10 protein-coding genes are annotated in these 20,858 nt (G+C 66.9%); 2 read left to right on the top strand and 8 right to left on the bottom strand.

Features of this window, described 5'->3' with window-relative positions:
* The first annotated feature begins 93 nt into the window (after positions 1–93).
* Entirely contained in the window at positions 94–1,320 is a 1,227-nt protein-coding gene (locus WA237_RS06975; RefSeq protein ID WP_336097150.1) for a DUF874 domain-containing protein, read from the top strand.
* A 21-nt stretch (positions 1,321–1,341) separates the two neighbouring features.
* Here WA237_RS06975 and WA237_RS06970 read toward each other — a convergent pair whose 3' ends face one another.
* Positions 1,342–2,703: an oligosaccharide flippase family protein gene (locus tag WA237_RS06970; protein ID WP_336097149.1), complete on the bottom strand. Its 1,362-nt coding sequence runs from the start codon at positions 2,701–2,703 to the stop codon at positions 1,342–1,344.
* Positions 2,704–2,902: 199 nt separating this feature from the next.
* Between WA237_RS06970 and WA237_RS06965 the strand changes: the two genes are divergently transcribed.
* Positions 2,903–4,120, top strand: coding sequence for a glycosyltransferase (locus tag WA237_RS06965; protein ID WP_336097148.1), 1,218 nt, complete (start codon positions 2,903–2,905; stop codon positions 4,118–4,120).
* Here WA237_RS06965 and WA237_RS06960 read toward each other — a convergent pair.
* Genes WA237_RS06960 through WA237_RS06930 form a run of 7 tightly spaced genes read right to left on the bottom strand, consistent with a single transcriptional unit; the run spans position 4,117 to position 20,590 of the window.
* Positions 4,117–4,956: a glycosyltransferase gene (locus WA237_RS06960; protein ID WP_336097147.1), complete on the bottom strand. Its 840-nt coding sequence runs from the start codon at positions 4,954–4,956 to the stop codon at positions 4,117–4,119. The two genes, WA237_RS06965 and WA237_RS06960, sit on opposite strands and share 4 nt — an antisense overlap.
* Positions 4,953–6,704 carry a hypothetical protein gene (locus tag WA237_RS06955; RefSeq protein ID WP_336097146.1) on the bottom strand — a complete coding sequence of 584 codons (1,752 nt, stop codon included), beginning with the start codon at positions 6,702–6,704 and terminating at the stop codon, positions 4,953–4,955. Before WA237_RS06955 ends, WA237_RS06960 begins: the two co-directional genes overlap by 4 nt.
* Positions 6,705–6,708: 4 nt before the next feature.
* Positions 6,709–7,671 carry a hypothetical protein gene (locus WA237_RS06950; RefSeq protein ID WP_336097145.1) on the bottom strand — a complete coding sequence of 321 codons (963 nt, stop codon included), beginning with the start codon at positions 7,669–7,671 and terminating at the stop codon, positions 6,709–6,711.
* A 43-nt stretch (positions 7,672–7,714) separates the two neighbouring features.
* Entirely contained in the window at positions 7,715–8,434 is a 720-nt protein-coding gene (locus WA237_RS06945; protein WP_336097144.1) for a 4'-phosphopantetheinyl transferase family protein, read from the bottom strand.
* Positions 8,431–13,152, bottom strand: a complete 4,722-nt coding sequence (locus WA237_RS06940; protein ID WP_336097143.1) for a MupA/Atu3671 family FMN-dependent luciferase-like monooxygenase — start codon at positions 13,150–13,152, stop codon at positions 8,431–8,433. Before WA237_RS06940 ends, WA237_RS06945 begins: the two co-directional genes overlap by 4 nt.
* Positions 13,149–14,165, bottom strand: a complete 1,017-nt coding sequence (locus WA237_RS06935; protein ID WP_336097142.1) for a glycosyltransferase family 2 protein — start codon at positions 14,163–14,165, stop codon at positions 13,149–13,151. Before WA237_RS06935 ends, WA237_RS06940 begins: the two co-directional genes overlap by 4 nt.
* Positions 14,165–20,590, bottom strand: coding sequence for a type I polyketide synthase (locus WA237_RS06930; protein ID WP_336097141.1), 6,426 nt, complete (start codon positions 20,588–20,590; stop codon positions 14,165–14,167). The genes WA237_RS06935 and WA237_RS06930 overlap by 1 nt, the downstream gene beginning before the upstream one ends.
* Between the last annotated feature and the right edge of the window lie 268 nt (positions 20,591–20,858).

The raw sequence follows: 20,858 nt of genomic DNA, 5'->3' as shown, positions 1-20,858 counted from the left end.
CCTGTCAGGCCATAGTTTCGCCCCGTTGCTCCGCTAGGTAACCGGAAAGCCGGGCAAACCGGCAGACCCGGTCAGAGGCAGGAAAAGGACGTTATGGGTTCGATTTACTCCATCGGAGATGTCTTCGATATGGTCCGCCGCCGGCTGGCCATCATCCTATCCGTGGCCATTCTCGGCACGATCCTCTCCGTGCTCTTCGCCCTGACCCAGCAGCATCTCTACCTCTCGACCGAAGTGCTGCAACTGCGCAGCCCGAAAATCGCCACCTCGCTGACCCCCTCGACCGTTGAAGGCTCCTCCGCCCGCCGCCTGCAATTCATCGAACAGCAGGTCATGTCGCGCGGTGCCCTGCTCGACGCGGCCGAACGGCTCAACCTCTTCACTGACCTGCCCAATCTCGAAGATGGCAAAAAGGTCGAACTGCTGCGCCGCTCGGTCGAGCTGCACGGCGTCGCCGCCGCCCGCGAAGGCTTTAGCGACGATGGCACCGTCTCGCTCTTGCGCATCACCGCCACTTGGGACAGCCCCGAAGCCGCCCAGAACCTCGCCCGCGATTTCTCCCGCCGCACGCAGGAGCTGAGCATCGATTCCCGCCTCGAACAATCGCTCGAGGCCGTCCGCTATTTCGAACTGCGCGAAGCCAATCTCGCCGCCGAAGTCGACGCGCTCGAGACCGAGATCGCCGAGTATCGCGCCAGCAATGACATCCCCGCCCCCGGCAGTGTCGCCGCCGCCCAGCGTGAAATCGAACGCCTGAACCAGAGCCTGCTGAGCCTCGACCGCGAGATGATCACCCTGCAGGCCCGGCTCGCCCGGACCCCGCAAACCCGCGTCGAACGCCGCGAACAGGACGAGGCCCGCGAGGCCATCGCCCGGCTCACCGAAGAGCGCAAGCTGATCACCGCGCCGCTGGCCGAGCTGCAAAGCTCGATCGCCGCCAGCCCCGAGATTGAACTGCAGCTGAGCCGGTATGAGCTACAGCTGTCGCAGCTCCGCGATCAGCTTCAGGCCGCCCGCACCAAGCACAAAGAAGCCGCCATCGCCCATGATCTCGAGGCCGAGAAACAATCCGAACGGCTGACCGTGCTCGAACCCGCGCCGCTGCCCGAATACCCCTACACCAGCTCGCGCAAGAAACTCGTCATCCTCGGCAGCTTTGGCAGCCTGCTGGCCGGGCTGTTCCTCGCCTTCCTGCTCGACCTGCGCCGCCCGGTGATCCGCACCGCCGCCCAGATGGAACATGCCATCGGCCTGCGCCCCGTGGTGACCATCCCCGAAATCGATCCCCGCGCCCGCCGCCGCAAAAAGAAACAGCGCTAGCGGCCCGGATCATTGCGCGCGTCATTGCGCCTGGCCGAGCGCCGCAATCGCGGGCCAATGCAGCCAGACCACCGCCCCGATGATCAGCGCGGCGAGCAGCGCAAACCCCACATCATGGCGCGCGCCCCAGGCCTGATGCCGCCGCGCCAACCGGATGAGCAGCGGATGCACCAGCGCCATGGCGACCCCGTAGGACACCATCCCGCCGACAAGCCCAGCGAGCCGGAACCCCACCAAGAGACAGCCCACCTGCAGCACCGCCCGCAGCCCGGAATAGACAAAGGCCCCGCGCGAATCCCCCGCCGCCAGCGCCGCCCGCTCATAGGTGACGCCAATCGCCTGCGGCAAGAACGCCAGCGCAATCACCACGAGCATCGCCCCCGCCGGCGCATAGCGCGCATCATAGAGCAGCTCGACCACCCAAGGCCCAAGCAGTGCCATCCCGCTCAGCATCGCAAACAGCGCCGAGGTCACAACCAACCGCATCCGGCCGAGCTTGGCCCGGTTCTCCGCGCTCTCCGCGGGCGGCCGATCGCGATAGACCGGGATGAGCAGGCTGTTGCACAGCGTCACGCCGAGGAGGATCGGAAACCCCGCAAGGAAATAGCCGATGTTGTAGATCCCCAGCGTCTCCAGCGACAAAAGCTTGCCCAATATCGCCTTGTCGCCCTGCTGGCTGACAAAGGCAAAGGCGGTGGACAGAAACACCCATTTGCCAAACCCCATCTGCTCGGCCATCGCCGCCCGCTCGATCCGGGGCCGGTTGTTATGCCCCGGCAACACCCCCCAGGCGAGGATGAGCTTCACGAGCGCCTGCACCACCGATCCGAGCACCAGCGAGATCACCGACTCTGTCACCAGCGCCAGCACCACCATCGCCACCACGCCAATCGCCTGCGACGCCAGCTCGATCATCGTCAACCGGCCAAAGCGCAAATGCCGCTGCGCCGTCTCGACCTTGGTCGGCTTGAACCCCAAAAGCAGCAGCGCAATCCCCGCAATCGGCAGGTAAAGCACCAGATCGGGCTGATCATAGAACCGCGCCATCGGCCCGGCGAGCGCGATGGTCGCGAGCCACAGCAACGCGCCGCGCAGGATCTGGATGCTGAACGCCGTATCGAGAAACGCCGGATCGTCGCCGCGTTTGCTCTGGGCAATCGACGGGCCAACCCCCACGTCCGAGAACATCATGAGCCCGACGGTCACCACCGACACCAGCGCCATGAGACCGAAGGCCTCGGGAAAGAGAAGCCGCGTCAGGATCAGGTTCGACGCGAGCCGAATGGCCTGCGACCCGCCATAGCCGATCAGCACCCAAGACCCGCTGCGCATCAACCGCGCCATCAGACCCGAGCCCGTAAACATGCCGGAAATTCCCTTCATGCATAGCCCCTTACGCCGCGCCCCTCTCCTCTTACGCGAGCCATGTAAAAGGACAATCATCGCGCCGCAGAATCTCGGGATTTGTGGCCCAAACCCCTCAAGATCGGGCCCATCCCCCTTGTGCCTTGGGCGGTAATCGCGAGAATACGGACCAACCCTGCGCCCCGCCGCGCATATTCTGATCCTGGAAAGGCCGGGCATGCGCATCGCCTATGTTCTCAACACCTACCCGCAACCCTCGCACAGCTTCATTCGCCGCGAATTGCACGCGCTCGAACGGCAGGGGTTCACCGTGACGCGCCTCGCCATGCGCGGCCCCGACATGGCGCTCGTCGACCCCGGCGACCGGGCCGAGGCCGAGCGCACGGAATATGTGCTGGACCGTGGCATGCCAGCGCTTCTCGGCGGGCTTTTCGGCCTCGCCCTGCGCCGCCCCGCTCGGGTCCTGCGCGCCGCCGCCCGCGCCTGGCGCATGGGCGCGCGCGCGGGCGGTCTCTCGGGCCGGTTGCGCCATCTCGTCTATCTCGCCGAGGCGGCCCATGTCCGCGCCCGCTGCGCCGCCGAGGATGTGCGCCATATCCACGCTCATTTCGGCACCAATGCCGCCGCCGTCGCGCATCTGTGTCACGCGCTCGGCGGGCCGGGCTATTCCTTCACCGTCCACGGCCCCGAAGAGTTCGACGCGCCCCGCGCCCTGTCGCTTGGCGAAAAGATCGCCGCCTCGCGCTTTACCGTGGGGGTGAGCAGCTTTGGCCGCTCGCAGCTCTGCCGCTGGGTTGACCATGCCGATTGGCCCAAAATCCACGTCGTTCATTGTGGGATAGAATACAGTCGCTTTACCGACGCGTTACCGACCCCCGAAAACGGCCCGCTCCGCCTCGTCTCGATCGGCCGCTTCGTCGAACAAAAGGGCCAGATGATCCTTCTCCCCGCCATGCAGGAGATCTGCGCCAAACACCCCGACACGGTGCTCCATCTCGTCGGCGACGGCCCCCTCAGACCCGAGATCGAGGCCGGTATCGCCGCCGCGGGCCTCACGGAAAACATCAAACTTATCGGATGGTTAGACGAGGTAGCGATCCGGGCCGAGCTCGACGCCGCCCATGCGCTCCTGATGCCGAGCTTTGCCGAAGGCCTGCCCATGGTGGTGATGGAGGCCATGGCCGCCGCCCGCCCCGTCATCGCCACCTATATCGCGGGCACGCCTGAGCTTGTCCGCCCTGGCGAAACCGGCTGGCTCACCCCCGCCGGAGACCCTTCCGCGCTGGCCGCGGCCGCCTGCGAACTCGCTGAAATGTCTCATGAAAATCGCAACGCCATGGGCCAATCCGCCCGCCGCCGCGTGCTCGCACGTCACGATGTCGACACCGAAGCCGCCAAGCTCGCCGAGCTCATTCGCGCCGCCCAGACCCCCTAGCGCCCGCGCACCCAGAGCGTCCCATGCCGCCCCCGGCTGAGCTTCACGCTCAGCGCCACCAGCGCATAGGCGCAAAACCCCAAAGGCGCCCACACCGCCCGCAGCAGCACCGCGCCAATCCTGGGCCGCGCCACCGCTTCGTTTTTCATAAGCTCCGGAAACGCCTCGGCAATCTCACGCACCCCGCGATCCTGCCTGCGCCGCACCCGCACCAGATTTCCAAACCCCTCCACCAGCGGCCAGTGATAGCGCTGCGGCAGTTTCACCCGCTCCTGCGGCGCGAAATTCAGCCGCGCAAACATGTCATCCGCGATGATCCGGGGCCACACTCCCCACCGCGACCGCCCCGCCGCGTTCATTGCGAAAAGCCCAAATCCCCCAACGTCTTGCGTGTTGAACGGCAGTCGCATCCAATAGCGCCCATAGGCCCGGCTGAACGCCGATCGCGCCCGGCAGAGCACCACCGTCCCGCTGGCATAACGCGCGGCCTCCCCAGAGAGCTCCCGCGCCAGCGCCGCCAGCAAATCCGGCGCCACCGTCACATCCGCATCGAGATAGACCCGCACCCCATGCTCCGCCGCCGCATCCCCCGCGTCGAGCGCCCCGGGCTTGCCGCCCTCCGCCAGCTCGATCACCCGCAACGCCATCCCCGCGGCCTCCGCCGCCGGCCCCATCGCCCGCGCCTCCGCCGCCGTGTCATCGGAACAGCCATTGGCCACGACCAATATCTCGACCGCCCCGCCGCACGGCTCGGACGCGATGAGCGCCGACAGGCACGCGCCGATCCACCCCGCCTCGTCATGGGCCGGGATGATGACGCTCAGCGACGCGCTCACTTGGCCGCCTCGAGCACCTGCCACCGCGCCGTGTCATCGCCGAGATAGCGCAGCGCGCCCCAGCTCCCCCATTTCCCCGGCTTCTGTATCTCGTTGAAATGCGTGAACAATCCGCCCCCCGCCGCACGCCAATCCGCGATCAGCCTGGCATAGAGCATGCCCATCTCGGCGGTATAGTTGAGATGGGTGAAAAACGCCGTGAGCTCCGGGTCATCGACCCCGGCCCCGATGCCCACCACATGGGTGCCGCCCTCATACATGATGAGGTCGAGATCATAGTCCCGCGCGATCCCCGCATGATAGGGAAAGACCCGGTCGCGCAGATCGTTGAGCGAGCCTTCGACATCGCCGCTGAGCGCCCCGGACAACAGCTCATCCGTCGCAAGGCTCACCGCGAGGTCATAGCGATGCCGCGCCACATGCGCCTCGAGCGCCGCGCCGCCAAGCCCCGCCGCCGCGCCCGCCGCGCGCGCCGCCTCGGCGCTGTCCCCGACCCATTGCCGCACCATGTCGCGCCGCTTGTCGCTGCCCAGAACCCCGAAATAGCCGGTCACCGCATAGGCATCAAAGCTCTCATGCGGCGGGCGATACCCCGGTCCCTTGTCCCGCCAGAGCGGCGCGGTGAGGATCCCCTTTTCAAGCCCGAGCCAGCCGGTCTGCGTGGCAATCACATTGACCAACTGGTCGCGCTTATCCGGCCCAAAGGCCTCGGCACAGATCTCCGCCACCTGCGCCGCCCGCATCCCGTAAAACTGCGTGCCCTGATCCCGGTCCCCCCAAAGCGCGAGCGCCTGCTCCGCCGCCCATTCCGCCTGATCAAAGGTCCAGTTCCAGACCTCATTGGAATATTCGACATAGACCCGGCCATTCTCGGGCACAGCCTCGCGCAACAGGCGGCACGCGCCCCGCGCATAGGCATCCTCGGCCAGATGCGGCAAGGTGATCCAGACATCGGCCCCGACCGCGCCCGCCAGCTGCTGCATCACCTCATAGGGCACGCCCTGCCGTGTATAGGAAAAATCATCGACCTGCGCCCGATCGTCCCAGCTCGCCAAACGGCTGTTGTTGGTGTTGCCCCAATCCATAAAGCGAAGCGTATCAAGCCCTTGCAGCACCTTCAGATACGCGGGATGAAACACCGCCCCGGCCTCAAACGCCGCCAGATGCTCGCGTTTGACCACGGTGATATCGCGCAGGTGATCGCCCTTGCCATAGGGATCGCTGCGCTGAATGCGGATCACCACCGGGCCACTGCCGGGGGTGAACTCGAACCGCACCTCGCCCTTGCCATAGCGCACATTCTGCGCCCGGCCCGACACTTCGACGATGCCTTCGCCCTTGAACCGCAAAAGGTATTCGCCCGCGAATATCTCGGCCTCGGGCGGCAGATCGGTGAGGATCACCGTACCGATCGAGCCGAGATCGCCGGGCACCCGCTTGGGCCAGCCCTGGTCGTCCAGCAGATCCTGCGCCATGAGGCTCTCATAGGACACCCCGCCCCATTGCCCCGGCTTATGCCCGATCCAGCGCCGCGCCGTTTTCATCACATCGAGAAAGGGCTGCGCGCTCGACCAGTCGCGCAGATAGGCAAGGTTCATCCCAAGCCCCGGCTCTGCCTTGTTTTCCGACGCGACGGCCTCTGACGTCTCCGCCCCCGTGCCCTCCGCCTGTGCCTGCGCCTGCGCCGATCCCGGTGCCAGCACGGAAACACAGCCCAGCAGCATCGCCGCCCAGATAGGATGTCTCATTCTGTCAGCCCCGCTCTCGTCTCAGCCCGGTCATCGGCATCTTGGTCACCACATCCCATACGGTCTCCTGCATCAGCTTGGCCAGCGCCGCCTCCGGCGCCACCGCCGCCTGCCCATCGGCCCGCAGAAGCTGCGGCGCAAGCCCCCTCGGGTCACGATGATAGAGAACCGCGTAATGGGTCAAGGCCACGAGATAGGCCCCGAGGTCATTGACATGGATCGTGTCGAGCGTCCCATCCTCACGCCGCGCAAAGAGATCCTCGCGCGAAAACGCCACCCCGGCCTCTCCTGCCTCGGCCCGGCGGGTAAACTCGGCCATGACCTGGCCGGCGGGGATCACATGGATCGGCGTCGCCGGCTCCTTGGCCAGCGCCGGGCCAAGGATCTCGCCCAGCCAATAGCGTTCGAGATCCCCATCCAGCCGGGCGAGCCAGCCCTCCGGGTCATCGACATGATGCCAGGTCTCATAAAGGTAGAGCCGCACGTCCGGATTGCCCGCCCGCGCCCGCGCCGCCCAGCGTTGCAGATATTGCGCCGATTTGTGGTATTTCACTGCATCCTTGATCTCGACCATCTCGGTCAGAACCACCGCGTCATACTCGCCCGAGGCCAGCGCCTCTTCGGCATCGCGATAGCGCGGGTGATCGTTTTCCGCCTCGAACCCGTTGATCGGCAGATCCGGCTCGTAATGCTCGCGCAAGGACGTGCCCCAGCCGAGCTGACTGTCATAGCGATGCGCACTGACGCCCCCCGCCGCGGCCAGTTGCGCCAGCATGGCCGGCAGGTCACGCCCGACAAGACTATGCCCCAGATGATAGACCGCGAGCGCCCCCTCCGGCGCGGCAAGCGGCTGCGAAAACGCGCCTGTCAGCGCCGTGCTCGCCGCCCGCTTGGCCCCTGACTGCCAAAAGGCATAGAGCCCCAGCCCGAGCAGAACCACGACCCCGGCAAATATAGCTGCCCCCATGCGCGTCATCCCATCCCCTTCATCCGCGTGCTCACCTGCGCGCTCACCCGCTGCCCTGCATGCTCCAGCGCGGCCCCGGCGACAGGCTCACCGCCGTCACGATCACGCCTTCGCACATCAGGAACCGCCCGTGAAAACACTGCCCCTCGCGAAACCCCGGCACCGTCCGAAGCAATGTGGCCTCAAACTGCCCGGTATCGAGATCGGGGGTGATCACCAGATCCTGAAACCTGATCATCGCGCCGCTCACCGGGTATTGGCATTTATAGGCCGCCTCCTTGGCCGAAAAGATCAGCCGCGCCAGCCGCCCGCGCACCGATGCCGGTTGCGCCGAGAGCCACGCCCGCTCGACCAGACAGGTCACCTCGTCAATGAGGTCCGCGGGCAGCGCCGCATCCGGCTCCACATCGACGCCGAGGCTGCGCAGGCTCTGGGTCGGGGCCACCGCCGCAAGGCAAAGCCCCTCGCAATGGCTGATACTGCCGCAAAGCCCCGCAGGCCAGCGCGGCGCCCGGTCCGGCCCATGCGGCACCGGCGCGGCCGCCCGCCCGAGACGGCGCATCGCGCCATGGGCGGCGGCCCGCCCGGCGGCAAACTCGCGCTGCCGCGCCGGCGTGGCGCGGGCCATGGCAACGGCCTCTTCGGCAAAGGGCGCGGGCTGCACCGCGCTTGGGTCAGAGACCTCGACCGCCACCCCCGGCGGAAAAAGCCCCGCCAGATCCGCCAGCCGCGTTTCACTAGCAAGTTTGCGACAGGCGCTCATCCCGCCTCCTCCGGCCGCCGTTTCGCGCGCAACGCCTGCCGCCGCGAGACGATCTCCTGCACCGCGGGCGCGAGCACCACGCGCGGGGCCACGATCTCTGCCGCCGTCGGGCGGTTGCCCGGCTCAGCGGCTGCCGTGGCGGCGGGCACTGCGGCGGGTATCGCCGCGCCCCCCTTGGCCACCACATGCGCCACAAGATCGCGCAGCACCGGAAAGCGGAACACATCCGTGATGGTCAGCGCCACCCCGGGCAGCGCCGCGCGGATCTGCCGATGCGCCTGCACCGCCAGAAGCGAATGCCCCCCGAGATCAAAGAAACTGTCCTCCGGCGCAATCTCCGACACCCCCAGCACCTCGCGCCACACCCCCAGCACCGCCGCCTGCACCGCCGCGCCGTCCTGCGCCGTGGTCTCCGTGGCCGGTGCCTGCACCTCCGGCACCGGCCTCTCCACCACCGCCTTCACCACACGCCCCGCCACCGGATCGGGCAGCGCCTTGCGGTCGATCTTCTTGTTCGGCGTCAACGGAAACGCCGCCAAATGCCGGATATGCGCCGGGATCATCGCCCCGATGAGCCGCGTCCCCAGCTCGGACTTGAGCACCGCCTCCTCCCGCGCGACCCCGGTATAATAGGCCACCAGCCGCGTATCCCCGGCGATCTCACGCGCCACGACCACCGCCTCACGCACGCCTTCGCTGGCCTTGAGCGCGCTTTCGATCTCGCCAAGCTCGATCCGCTGCCCCCGGATCTTGACCTGAAAATCGGTCCGCCCCAGAAACGCGATCTGCCCATCGGCCCGCCAGCACACCAGATCCCCCGTCCGGTAGAGCCGCGCGCCCTTGCCACCCTTGGCAAACGCATCCGCACAGAACCGCTCGGCCGTGAGCGCCTCGCGCTGCCAATAGCCCCGTGTGACCCCATCGCCGCCGATCCAGAGCTCACCGGGCACCCCCACCGGACAGAGCCCGCCCGCGTCATCGAGAACCCGCACCACCGTGTTGGCAATCGGCCGCCCGATCGGCTCGGCCCCGGGCGCAGGCTGCCCCGGCTTGGCCACGGTGGACCAGATGGTCGTCTCCGTCGGCCCGTACATATTGTGGATCTCCGCCCCGGTCACCTCGCGCAGCTCCGCCACCAGGGACCCCGGCAGCGCCTCACCGCCAAGATAGATCTGCCGCACCCCCGACAGCGCCTCGCGCGCCTCGTCATTCATCATGAAGAGCCGCGCCATGCTCGGCGTCGCCTGCAGATGGGTGATCTCATGCCGCACGATCTGCGCCGCGAGCGAGAAATCATCCGCCGCAGGTCCCGCGCCCGCGTTGACATGATCCATCACCGCCTTGATCCGTGGCAGGCTGTCGAGAACAGTCTGCGTCTCGATCCCATATTCGATGAGGCAAGCAATCTCGCTCACCCCGATCTCGCGCAGCGCCTCGGCCCGGGCGATGCCATCCGCCACCGAGCCAAAAAACCCGCTGTCCTCGAAATAGCGCTCAAAGGCGAAATCGAGGATCGCCTCCATCTCGTCCTCGCTGAGCCCGCTGAGGTCGATCTGGAACGGGTTGCTGACGCCCTCGGGCTTCTTGAACGCCGGAAAGGCCCAGGCATATTGCTTGATCAGCCCCGCCGCAGAGCGCAGATAATCCTTCATCGGCTCGCGCGCGATGTCACGCGCCGTCTCGCGATCCTCGGCGAGATAGCTGTGCAGCATGAGCGTCACCTTATGCGCCGCCGGATCATGCCCCGCCGCGCGCAAGGCCTCGTGATAAATGCCGATCTTTTCCGCCACTTCCGCGATGGACTGGCCCAACAGATGGGTGAGGATATTGGCCCCATTGGCCCCCGCCTCGCGCCATGTCTCGGGATTGCCCGCCGTGGTGACCCAGGCCTCGAGCTCGCGCGACACCGGGCGCGGCTGCGTCACCACCCCGTGCATCTCGCCGTTTTCGCGCGGAAATTCCACGGTCTCGCCGCGCCACAGCGCCCTGACCTGATCCAGCGTCGCAAAGAGCGCATCGCGGTTCTTCGGCGGCGTGTTCTCGGGGCGCAGGATGAAATCATCCGGCTGCCAGCCCGAGGCAAAGGCCATCCCGGCCCGCCCGCCTGTCAGGTTGTCGATCACCGCCCATTCCTCGGCAATCCGCGCCGGATGGTGCAAGGGCGCGACGATAGATCCCGCCCGCACGCCGATGTTGCGGGTGAACCCCGCGACCGAGGCCCCGGTCACCGCCGGGTTCGGATAGGGCCCGCCAAAGGCGTGGAAATGCCGTTCGGGCGTCCAGATCGCGGCAAATCCGTTCTCATCGGCATAGCGCGCGCCCTGCATCAGAAGGTCGTATTTCCCCGGCCCCGGCTGATCATCCGCCCCCCAGTAATAGAGCGAGAAATCCATCGCGCCGCCCGCCGTGCCCGCGCCGCCGCGCAGTGGCCCGTTGGAAATCGCGGCCCGCGTCTCGTCGCCGCTGATCACCACCCGGAACCCCCGCGACAGGGTGTAAAACAGCTCGAGCACCGAAATATCAAAGGCGAGGCTCGTCACCGCCATCCAGGTGCGACCCTGGTCGCGGTCGATAAACGCATCCATCGCGTGAAAGAAATTCACCACATTGCGATGCTCGACCATCACCCCCTTGGGCAGGCCGGTCGAGCCGGAGGTATAGATGAGATAAGCAAGATCACCGGGCCCCGCCTCGCCATCCACCGGGCCATCCTCGCCCCGCGCCTGCAGATCAGAGATCAACAGAACCGTGGCCTCGCTCTCGGGCAGCTTGCCCGCCAACGCCGCATTGGTGAGGATCACACCGGCGCGGCTGTCGCTGATACAATGCGCCAGCCGGTCCTTGGGATAATCGGGATCGAGCGGCAGATAGGCGCCGCCCGCCCGCAGGATCGCCAGCGCCCCGATCACCAGATCAAAGCCACGCGGCAGGCAGAGCGCCACATTGCTTCCCGGCCCGATCCCCGCCGCGCGCAATTGCCCCGCCACTTTCCGCGACAGCTGATCGAGCGCCCCGTAGCTGAGGCTCTGATCCTCAAAGACCAGCGCCACATCGTCGGGGGTTTTGGCCATCTGCGCCTCGATCGCGCCATGCATGGTCTGGCTGCTGTCATAGGTGCTCTTGGTGGCGTTCCACCCCTGCAAGAGCCGCCGAACCTCGCGCGCGGGCAAGGCCCGAATGGCGTCGAGCCGCGTTTCGCCCTCGGCCACCCGCGCACAGATCGCCTCGAGCCGCCGCAAGAGCAGTGCCGCCGTCGCCGCATCGACCCGCGCCCGGTCGAAATAGAGCACCGCCCGCCCATTATGGACCGCAAGCGTGACCGCCATGCCGTCAATCGGCGCATCGCGCACCGTGAGCCCGATTTGCGGCAGCTCCCGCGCCGCGAGCGCCGGATCACGGGCGATGAGATCGGCGGCAAAGCCAATGCCCCGGTCCGCCGCCTGCACCTGCTTGGCCACGCCATTGCACAGATCGGCCCAATCCCGCGCCTGCCCCGTCACGCGCAACGGCACCCAAGGCGCAATTGCCCCCTGCGGCGCGTCCTGAAACTGCGCCTGTGGCGTCCCATGCCAGGCGATATCGCCCGCCTCCGCCCCGGCGGACATCAGCGCCCAGAGCGCCGCCGCCGCATGCATTTCCCGCGCGGTCAGCGCCTCGGGCAGAACCCGCGCCACCCGCTTGTAGCGCGGCGCCTCGGTGCCGCGCCGCACCAAAGGCAGCGACAGCCCGGACATCTCTGCCAGCCGCGCCCGCCACATCGGCTCATGGGGCACAATCGCGCCCGTCACCTCTTGCCAGCGCTCGGGGCGCAGCTCTGCGCCGCTCGGCAGGATGTCCCCCACGGTGAACAGCGCTTCCGCATCGCATCCCAGCCCCGCAAGATCGCTCAAACCGCTGAGCCGGACCGCCCCATCCTTGGCCGCCACGATCACCCCGTCGCGCGAAACCTCAAGAACCTCGCCCACGGCCCCCTGCCGCTCGGCGGCGGGGTCCGCCGCGCCCACCAGAACCACGCCCGCATGGCTCATCAGCTTGGCGCGGCAAAGCGGGTTCCAATATTCCCCGAAATCGAGCCCCCGCACGAGGCGTATGACCGCGTCCCCCCCCTGCGCGAGGTCGAGACAGCCGCCCGCCGCGGGCCGGTCATCGCGCCGACAGAGCCGCCGCGCGCCCTCAGGCTGCGGCACCCCATCGCCCTCGCCCCGCGCCAACATCTCGATCAGCTCGGGAAAGGTCTCGAGCCCCGCGGCATAGGCCTTGGTGTTGAGCCCTTGCGCCGTGTCCTCGGGCCGGATGTCAAACCGCCGGTCGAGCAACACCGCGCCGGTGTCGATCCCCGCATCCATCCGGTGCCAGGTGATCGCATGTTCCGTTTCGCCTGCGAGCTTGGCCCAGACCGGGGTGTTGAGCCCGGCATAGCCCGGCAGCGGCCCGTCATGGAAATTCACCGCGCCCTTGCCCGCGAGGCGCAGCACATCCTCGGGCAGCAGCTGGAGATAGGCGACGCTCAGCAGCCAATCGAACCGCGTCTCCCCCGCCAGCCCATGCAGCGCCTCGGGCGTCGACAACACCGCCAGCCCCTCGGCCTGCGCCCAGTCGCGCACCGCTTGGTCCTGACTGACCACCGCGCGGATCACATGACCGGCCTCGCGCCACAAAGTGCCACAGCCAATGGTGAGAGAGGCATCGCCAATCAGAACACAGGACAGCTTGCTCATTTTCCCTCCTCCCGGAGCGGATCCCCCGCCCCCGGGCCACCGTCGCTTTGCCGACGCAATACCGACGCAATACCGTGGCTGATTAAATCCCGCAGAAAATGCGGCGGCTCGCCCAGCTCCTTGCTGGAGATCGCCACCCGCACCCGCCAGATCGCCGCCCCCATGACCCGCGCCAAAGTCGCCATAAGCGCATAGAATCGCCCATGGTTTTTGGTGAAATAGTAAAGCCGCGAGTCGAACCAATAGCCCGGCGTCCGGGTCCAGCCCTTCATCCCCGTGCTGACCGATCCCACATGCACCACCCGGCTCTGCGGCAGATACCAGATCTGCCACCCCGCCCCCTCCGCCCGACGGCAAAGATCGGTCTCCTCAAAGTAGAGAAAGAACCGCTCATCAAAGCCGCCAATCTGGTCGAGCATCTCTTGGCGCATCAAAACCGAGGCCCCCGCCACCCAATCCACCGCAGTGGGCGTCTCCGGCATCGGCAAGGGCACGATCGAACGGCGCAAGAGCCGCGACACGATCCCCGTCCGCACCGCCCCCTCGAACTCGCTGGCGATCGACGGAAACCGAAAGGCGGTGACATGCGGCACATGATCCTCGCCCCGGATATAGCTCCCCGCCATGCCCGCCGCAGGGGTGCGTTCGAGATGCTCCAAAAGCGCGTTGATCGCCCCCGGCTCGGGAAAGGCATCCGAGTTGAGGATATAGACATAATCCGGCTTCGACCCATCCGAGAGGCCAAGCCCCATGCCGAAGTTATTGCCCGCGCCAAAGCCGCCATTGCGCCCTGAGGCGGCAAACCGCACCCGCGTCCCCTCGGCCCAGCCCCGCGCCTCGATGCCCGCGGTGATCACCTCGCAAGAGCCATCGCCTGAGCCATTGTCGACCACGACAATCTCGCCCGCGATCCCCTCCATGGCACGATAGGCCGCATCGAGCGACCGCAGGCTCATCTCCGGCGTGCGATAGTTCAAAATGACGGTGAGAACCGTAGGAGTATGCACCACCATCACTCCGCCGCCGTCCGATTGGGCCAGACAAAGCCGACCGCCTGCCCTCGAGGGCCATCCGCCGCCCGCAGCGCATCCCCGATATGCCGGGCGAGAACGCTGACATTGGGGACGAGAACCATACTGTCGTGATCCCCGGGCACTTCAATCACCTCGAGCTTTGGCGCCAGCGGCCGCCATTGATTGTCCTCGAACACATATTCGCGCTCGCGGCTGACGAAATTGCCGCCCGACACCGGCCAATGCCGGTCGAGCCGGGGCCGGAAGAGCGTCACCGCCCCGTCCCAAGGCTTGGCCTCGTAGGCCCCAACCGCTGCAAGAAACGCCCGCTCGATCCCCGCATTGTCAAAACCGCCGGCCTCGGCCCCAGCCTCACGCTGCGCCGCGCGCCGCCGTTTTTCCGCCTGCCATTCGATCCGGTTGCGCAGCCATTCCGCCAAATAGCCAGGCCCCTTGCGGCGGAGTTCATGCAGCTTTATCAATCCCTTGTCCAAGCGGCTCAGCGATGGGCGCACCGGCAGCGGCGTGTCGAGCAAGATCAGACTGCCGACCTCTTGGCCCGCAGCCGACAATTGCTGTGCGATCTCATAGGCAGTGATGCCCCCGCCCGAGAATCCGGCAAGGTGATAGGGCCCCTCCGGCTGCTCCCGGCGCAGCTCGGCGATATAATCTGCCGCCGCCTCTTCGATCCGCTCATGCGGCGCCTCATCCCCGACGAGCCCTCGCGCCTGCAGGCCATAGACCGGGCGCTCCTTGCCCAAAAGCGCCGCCATATGGCGCAGGTTCATCACATTGCCGAACATGCCCGCCACGATATAGAGCGGCGCGCCCGGCCCCGGAGTGCCGCTGTGCAAGGGCACGAGATAGCGCGTGCTCGACACCTCAGCCGGTTTGGGCGCGGCCCCGCGATCCTTTGAGGCCGCCTGCGCCACCTGCCCGCCCGAGGCCTCGACCTTGGCCGCCAAGGCCCGGATCGTCGGCGCCTCGAACAGCACCGAAATGGGGAACTCGACCCCAAAGCTGCGCTTGACCTGCGCAAAGAGCCGCACCGCCAACAGCGAATGGCCGCCCAGATCAAAGAAACTGTCCTCGGCCCCGATCTCTTCGATGCCGAGAACCGCCTGCCAAAGCTCGGCGAGCCCGATCTCGATCTCGCCCTCGGGGGCGGCATATTCACTGTCGAGCTCGGGCCGCTCAAAGCTCTGCCCGGCACCGCCAGCCGCCTCTAGCGGCTGCGCCGCCTCGGCACAAAGCGCCGGCAGATCGAGCGAGGAAATGAACAGCTGCGACCGCCCAAGGCCGAGCGCCCGGGCCAGCGCCTCTGCGCCCTCCTTGGCCGTGATCCCCCGCGCCACATTCTGCGCGAGCCGCTCTTCGGCCCGGCTCAGCGGCGCCTGCGCCGCATCCGCCACCCGAATATCCCGCGCCGCCACCGGAGCCAGCGCAAAGCCGCCCTCACCGGCCAGCCTTCGCATCTGGAAATCCTCGATCTCGGCATAGACCGCGCCATCCGCCCCGCAGAGCGTGATGTCGAACCGCGCACTGTCGCGATCCGCCCCATCGCGCAGCCGCACCCAGCTGATGATTTCCGCCGGCAATTTCCCCCAGATGCGGATCGCCCCATAGGACATCGGCGCCCAGAGATGCGTACCTTGATAGCCGGGCACCAGCCCGATGGCCCAGCCCGTCGCCAGATCCATCAATGCCGGATGCAACCGGATGCCCTCGTCGAGGTCCTTCTGCCCTTGGCTGCCGAGCGCCAGCCGCGCGATCCCCTCGCCCGCGCCGAACCGGGCCTCGCGTACCACATCCCATCGCGGCCCAAACTCGAGATGCGCCATCTGCGGCGACCGGAAGGGCTGCGGCAGGATCTCGGCACAGCGTTTCTCGATCGCCGGTGGATCGACCCGCCCGGGCCGCTCTGCCGGATCGAGCGGCGCAAGCTGCGCCTCGGCAATCGCCACCTGACCGCGCCGCCCCTCGGCCTGCGCCTCGGCGCTAAGCTCGAACCGAAGCCCATCAGCCTCTGGCGTCAAGGCAATCTCGATCTTGCGCCGTCCCGCCACGTCGAGCGGCCGCAGGAACATCAGATCGCGCAGCGCATAGGGAGCGCCAAAGCCCTTCGCCGCCAGCGCCTCTGCCGCAAGCTCGACGGTCCCGGTCCCCGGCAGGATGATCTGCCCGCGCCGCGTTTTATGCTCCGAGAGCACCCAGTCGCGTGCGCCATCAAGCTCGGCCCGCAACAGATCGCCGCCCTCCGGCCCCGGCGTCAGTTCCCTGAGCAACGGCAGGTCGAGCTGCAGCGTTTCGCTGTCCTCTACCCCGGTCCGCGCCGCCACTGCCTCGGCGGCCATGCCGGTCTCGGCCCAGACCCCCCAGTTCACCGCGCAGACCTTGGTCTTGCCGCCCCGGCGCGACTGGGCAAAGGCGTTGAGATATTCATTCGCCGCGACGTAATCCACCTGCCCCGCCGGGGTGATGATGGTCGAGGTCGAGGAAAAGAGCAGCATCAGGTCGAGCGACCCATCAGGGAACACCGTGTCGAGCACCCGAAGCCCCGCCACCTTGGGCGCGAGCACCGCCTGCACCTGTGCCACATCCTTGGCCAGAAGCGGCGCGTCATCCACATGACCGGCGGCATGAATGACGCCCGTGACCGCGCCCCGCTCGGCGCAGAGCTGATCGCGGATCTCCTGCATCGCGGCGAGATCGGTGACGTCGCCCTGGAACACCCGCACCTCACCGCCGAGCGCCTCGATCTCGCGCAGCGCGATGAGCTTGGCCGCCACCGGCCCGGTGCCGCCTGTCCGCGCGATGTAATCGTCCCAATCTTCGCGGGGCGGAACGGACCGACGCGATACCGACGCAATACAGGCGCTATACTCCCGTGCCAAATACCGCGCCACGCTAAGCCCGATGCCGCCCAGCCCCCCGGTGATGAGATAGGTGCCACCGGCCCGGAACTCCGCCGGTTTGCGGGTCATGTCGGGCAAGGGCTCAGGCCGCAGCCCCGCCACATAGCGCCGCCCGTCGCGATAGGCGACCCGGGCATTCGCGGGCTCTGCCAAGAGCTCTTCGAGCAGCCGATCGACCAGCGCCTCCCGCTCCGCCGCGCCTTGCAACACGAGATCAACACTCGCCATGCTGAGCCCCGGCATCTCGCGCGGCGCGACCCCCAAGACCCCGGAAATCATCGCTTTTTCCGGCCAGGGCAGCGGCTCGTCTCCGACCTGTGCCGCGCCATTGGTAAAGGCCGTCACATGCACCGGGGCACCGTCGTCCCGCGCCTCTTCGAGCGCCTGGGTCAGGTGGAACAGCCCATAGAACCCATGTTCGAGATTGCGGTCAAAGAAGCTGCCACCGGGGCGGAATGTCTCGCTTTCCGTCACCAGCCAGAAATGCGCCACCCGGTCCGGCATCATCCCGTCCTCGGCCAGCCCCACCAGCAAAGCGTCATAGCCATCGCGCCCCACCTCCGGCGCGATCACATACTCCCCCGCCCCCCGCCGCAGGAAGCTGTCGCCCGAGGCCACCGTCGCCACCCGATGCCCCGCCGCCCTGAGCCGGGTGACGAGCCGATCCGCAATCCCGCCGGTGTCGCTGAACACCAGCCAGCACCGCGGCGCCTCCGCCAGCCGATCCAAGGCATCCGCCTCGATATCAGGATAGGCGGGCTTCCAGCCGAGGCTATAGCCCCAATCGCCCAGATCCTCATGCCGCGTGACACGTGCCTGTTTGGCCGCCACATCGCGACGCCCCGGCTCAATATAAAACCGTTGCTGTTGAAAGGCATAGGACGGCAGAACCACGCGGTTGCGCCGCGCATTGCCCCAGATCTGATCCCAATCCGCCTCGACCCCGGCGGCCCAGAGCCGGCCGATGATGCGCAGGAAATGGGCGTCATCCTCGGTCTTGTCCTCCGGATGCCGGAGCGAGCTCAGCACCTGACCGGGTTTGACCGCAGGCTGCATCCCCGCCAGCGCGCTGAGCGCCTTGCCCGGTCCCACCTCAAGGAACACCCGATCGGATTTCGCCCCGAGATGGCACAGGCAGTCGTCAAACCGCACCGTGTTGCGCAGCTGTCCGACCCAATACTCCGGATCGGTCGCCTCCTCGGCACGCAGCGCCTCACCGCTGCGGTTCGAGATGATCTCCATCTGCGGCGCCGCAAGCGGGATCGACGCCAGAAAGGCGCGATAATCCTCAAGGATCGGCTCGAGCATCCGGGAATGCGCCGCGATATCGATGGCGATACGCTGAAACTCGACCCCGTCGCGCGTCAGCCGCGCGCCAAGCTCCGCCAGCGCCGCATCCGGGCCGGACACGGCACAAAGCTCGGGCGCATTGACACTGGCCATGTCGAGCGCCTCGGCCTCAGAGAGATAGGCCTGCAACGCCGTCTCACCGAGCGACACGCTGAGCATCCCGCCCGCCGGCACCCGGTCAAACAACTGCCCGCGCAGCAGCACCAGATCGATGCAATCCTCAAACCCCATGACCCCGGCGAGACAGGCGGCGGTATTCTCGCCCATCGAATGCCCAACCAGCGCCGCCGGACGCACCCCCCAGCTCATCCAGAGCTGGGCCAGCGCATATTCCACGATCATGATCAGCGGCAGCTGCACCGAAGGCTGCAACAGCGCCTTGTCGGCCTCTGCCTCCTGCCCCGGCTCTGGCAGCCAGACGGCGCGAATGTCAAAATCGCTCCGCGCTTCAAGATGGGCGAGGCCCCGCTCCATCCAGTCGCGGAACACCGGCTCCGTCTCATAGAGATCGCGCGCCATGCCCGCATATTGCGCGCCGCCGCCGGGGAACATGAAGACCACATCCGGTTCTGCGCCCAGCCGCTCATGGTTGAAGACCCGACGCGGATCGCCCGCCTCGAGCAGATCGGCCGCCTCCGCATGGCTTCGGGCCACCACGACGCGCCGCTTGTCGAACGCCCCGCGCGCGGTCTTGAGCGTATAGGCCACATCGGCCAGCGGCACCTGCGGCGACCGGCGCAGCCAGTCGGCCAGCACCAAAGCATTGGCATCGAGCGCCTTGGCGGATTTCGCCGAAAGCGTCAGGATCTGATAGGGCCAGTCCGACGGCTCTGATGCCGCCCGCGCCGGCGCTTCTTCGAGCACCACATGCGCATTGGTCCCGCCCACGCCCAGCGAATTGACCCCGGCCCGGCGCGGCGCCTCTGCCGCCCAATCCGTCAGCCGGTCGCTCACCCGAAACGGGCTGCCCTCAAAGGCGATAGAGGGGTTCGGCGCCTCATAGCCCAGGCTCGGCACCAATTGCTTGTGATAGAGCGACAGGCTCGTCTTGATCAGGCTCACCACCCCCGCCGCCGTGTCGAGATGACCGATGTTGGTCTTGACTGACCCGATCCCGCAATAAGGCGTCTCGGCCCCGCCAAAGGCCTCGGTCAGCGCCGCCACCTCGATCGGATCGCCCAGATAGGTGCCGGTGCCATGGCATTCCACATAGCCGATGCTTTCCGGCGGCAGCCCGGCATCGCTGAGCGCCGCGCGCACCGCCTCGGCCTGGCCATCGACGCTCGGCGCGAGATAGCCCGCCTTGGCCGCCCCGTCATTGTTGATCGCGCTGCCCTTGATCACCGCCCAGATGTGATCGCCATCGGCCAGCGCATCCTCGAGCCGCCGCAGCGCCACTGCGCCTGCGCCGCTGCCAAACACCGTGCCCTGCGCCCGATGATCGAAGGCATGGCAATGGCCATCCGGCGACAGGATTTCGTTTTCCTTATAGAGATAGCCCCGCCCCTGTGGCAGCTCGATCGTAACGCCGCCTGCCAGCGACATATCGCATTCGCCCCGCATCAGGGCCGCCCGCGCCTGATGCACCGCCACCAGCGAGGTGGAACAGGCGGTCTGGATGTTGAGGCTCGGCCCCTTGAGGTCGAACACATGGCTCACCCGGGTCGACAGGAAATCCTTGTCATTGCCGGTATGGCGCAGAAGGAACATGCCGACATCATCGACGAGATCGGGGTTGGAGCAGATGTTGAAATAGAAATAGCTGCCCATGCCACAGCCCGCATAGACGCCGACGCGGCCCTTGAACTGGCCCGGCACATGCCCGGCCTGCTCCATCGCCTCCCAGCTCACCTCGAGGAATTTGCGATGTTGCGGGTCGAGGATCGCCGCCTCCTTTGGCCCAAAGCCAAAGAAATCGGGATCGAAATGGTCGTATTTGTCGAGAAGCGCCGCCGCCCGCACGTAATTGGCCTGCGCCAACCGGCCCGGATCTTCGCCCGCCGCGAGCAACTCCTCTTCGCTTTGCGGTTGGATGCTCTCGATGCCTTGGCTGAGGTTGCGCCAGAAGTCATCGACGCCGTCGGCCCCCGGCACTTTCAGCGCCATGCCGACAATCGCGATATCGCCCCCAAGATCGGTCGAGCTTCCCCAAGCACACATTTAGCAATCGACTCCCAAATCCATGTCTCGAAATGCGTTAGAATTATGAATTCTCTACCCGGAACAGGGGCAGTCGCGCAGCAGCGGACAGGGATTAAATTGAGTTTTCACCTACAGCCCTTTGATAACATTAATTTTATTGAAAAGCCACAGTTTTGCCGCAAAGACACCGCTGGGTGACAAACCACGCAGGCGAAACAAATTGGTCACGCTGGGTCAACAATGCCTTGATAAGGCGGCAGAATCGCCCTGCCCGCGATCCGCGCGC

It is taken from the genome of Roseovarius sp. CH_XMU1461 (assembly GCF_037027165.1).
GTDB lineage: Bacteria > Pseudomonadota > Alphaproteobacteria > Rhodobacterales > Rhodobacteraceae > Roseovarius > Roseovarius nubinhibens.
Note: the sequence above shows the minus strand (reverse complement) of the source record. Positions and strands in the feature narration are given on the sequence as shown.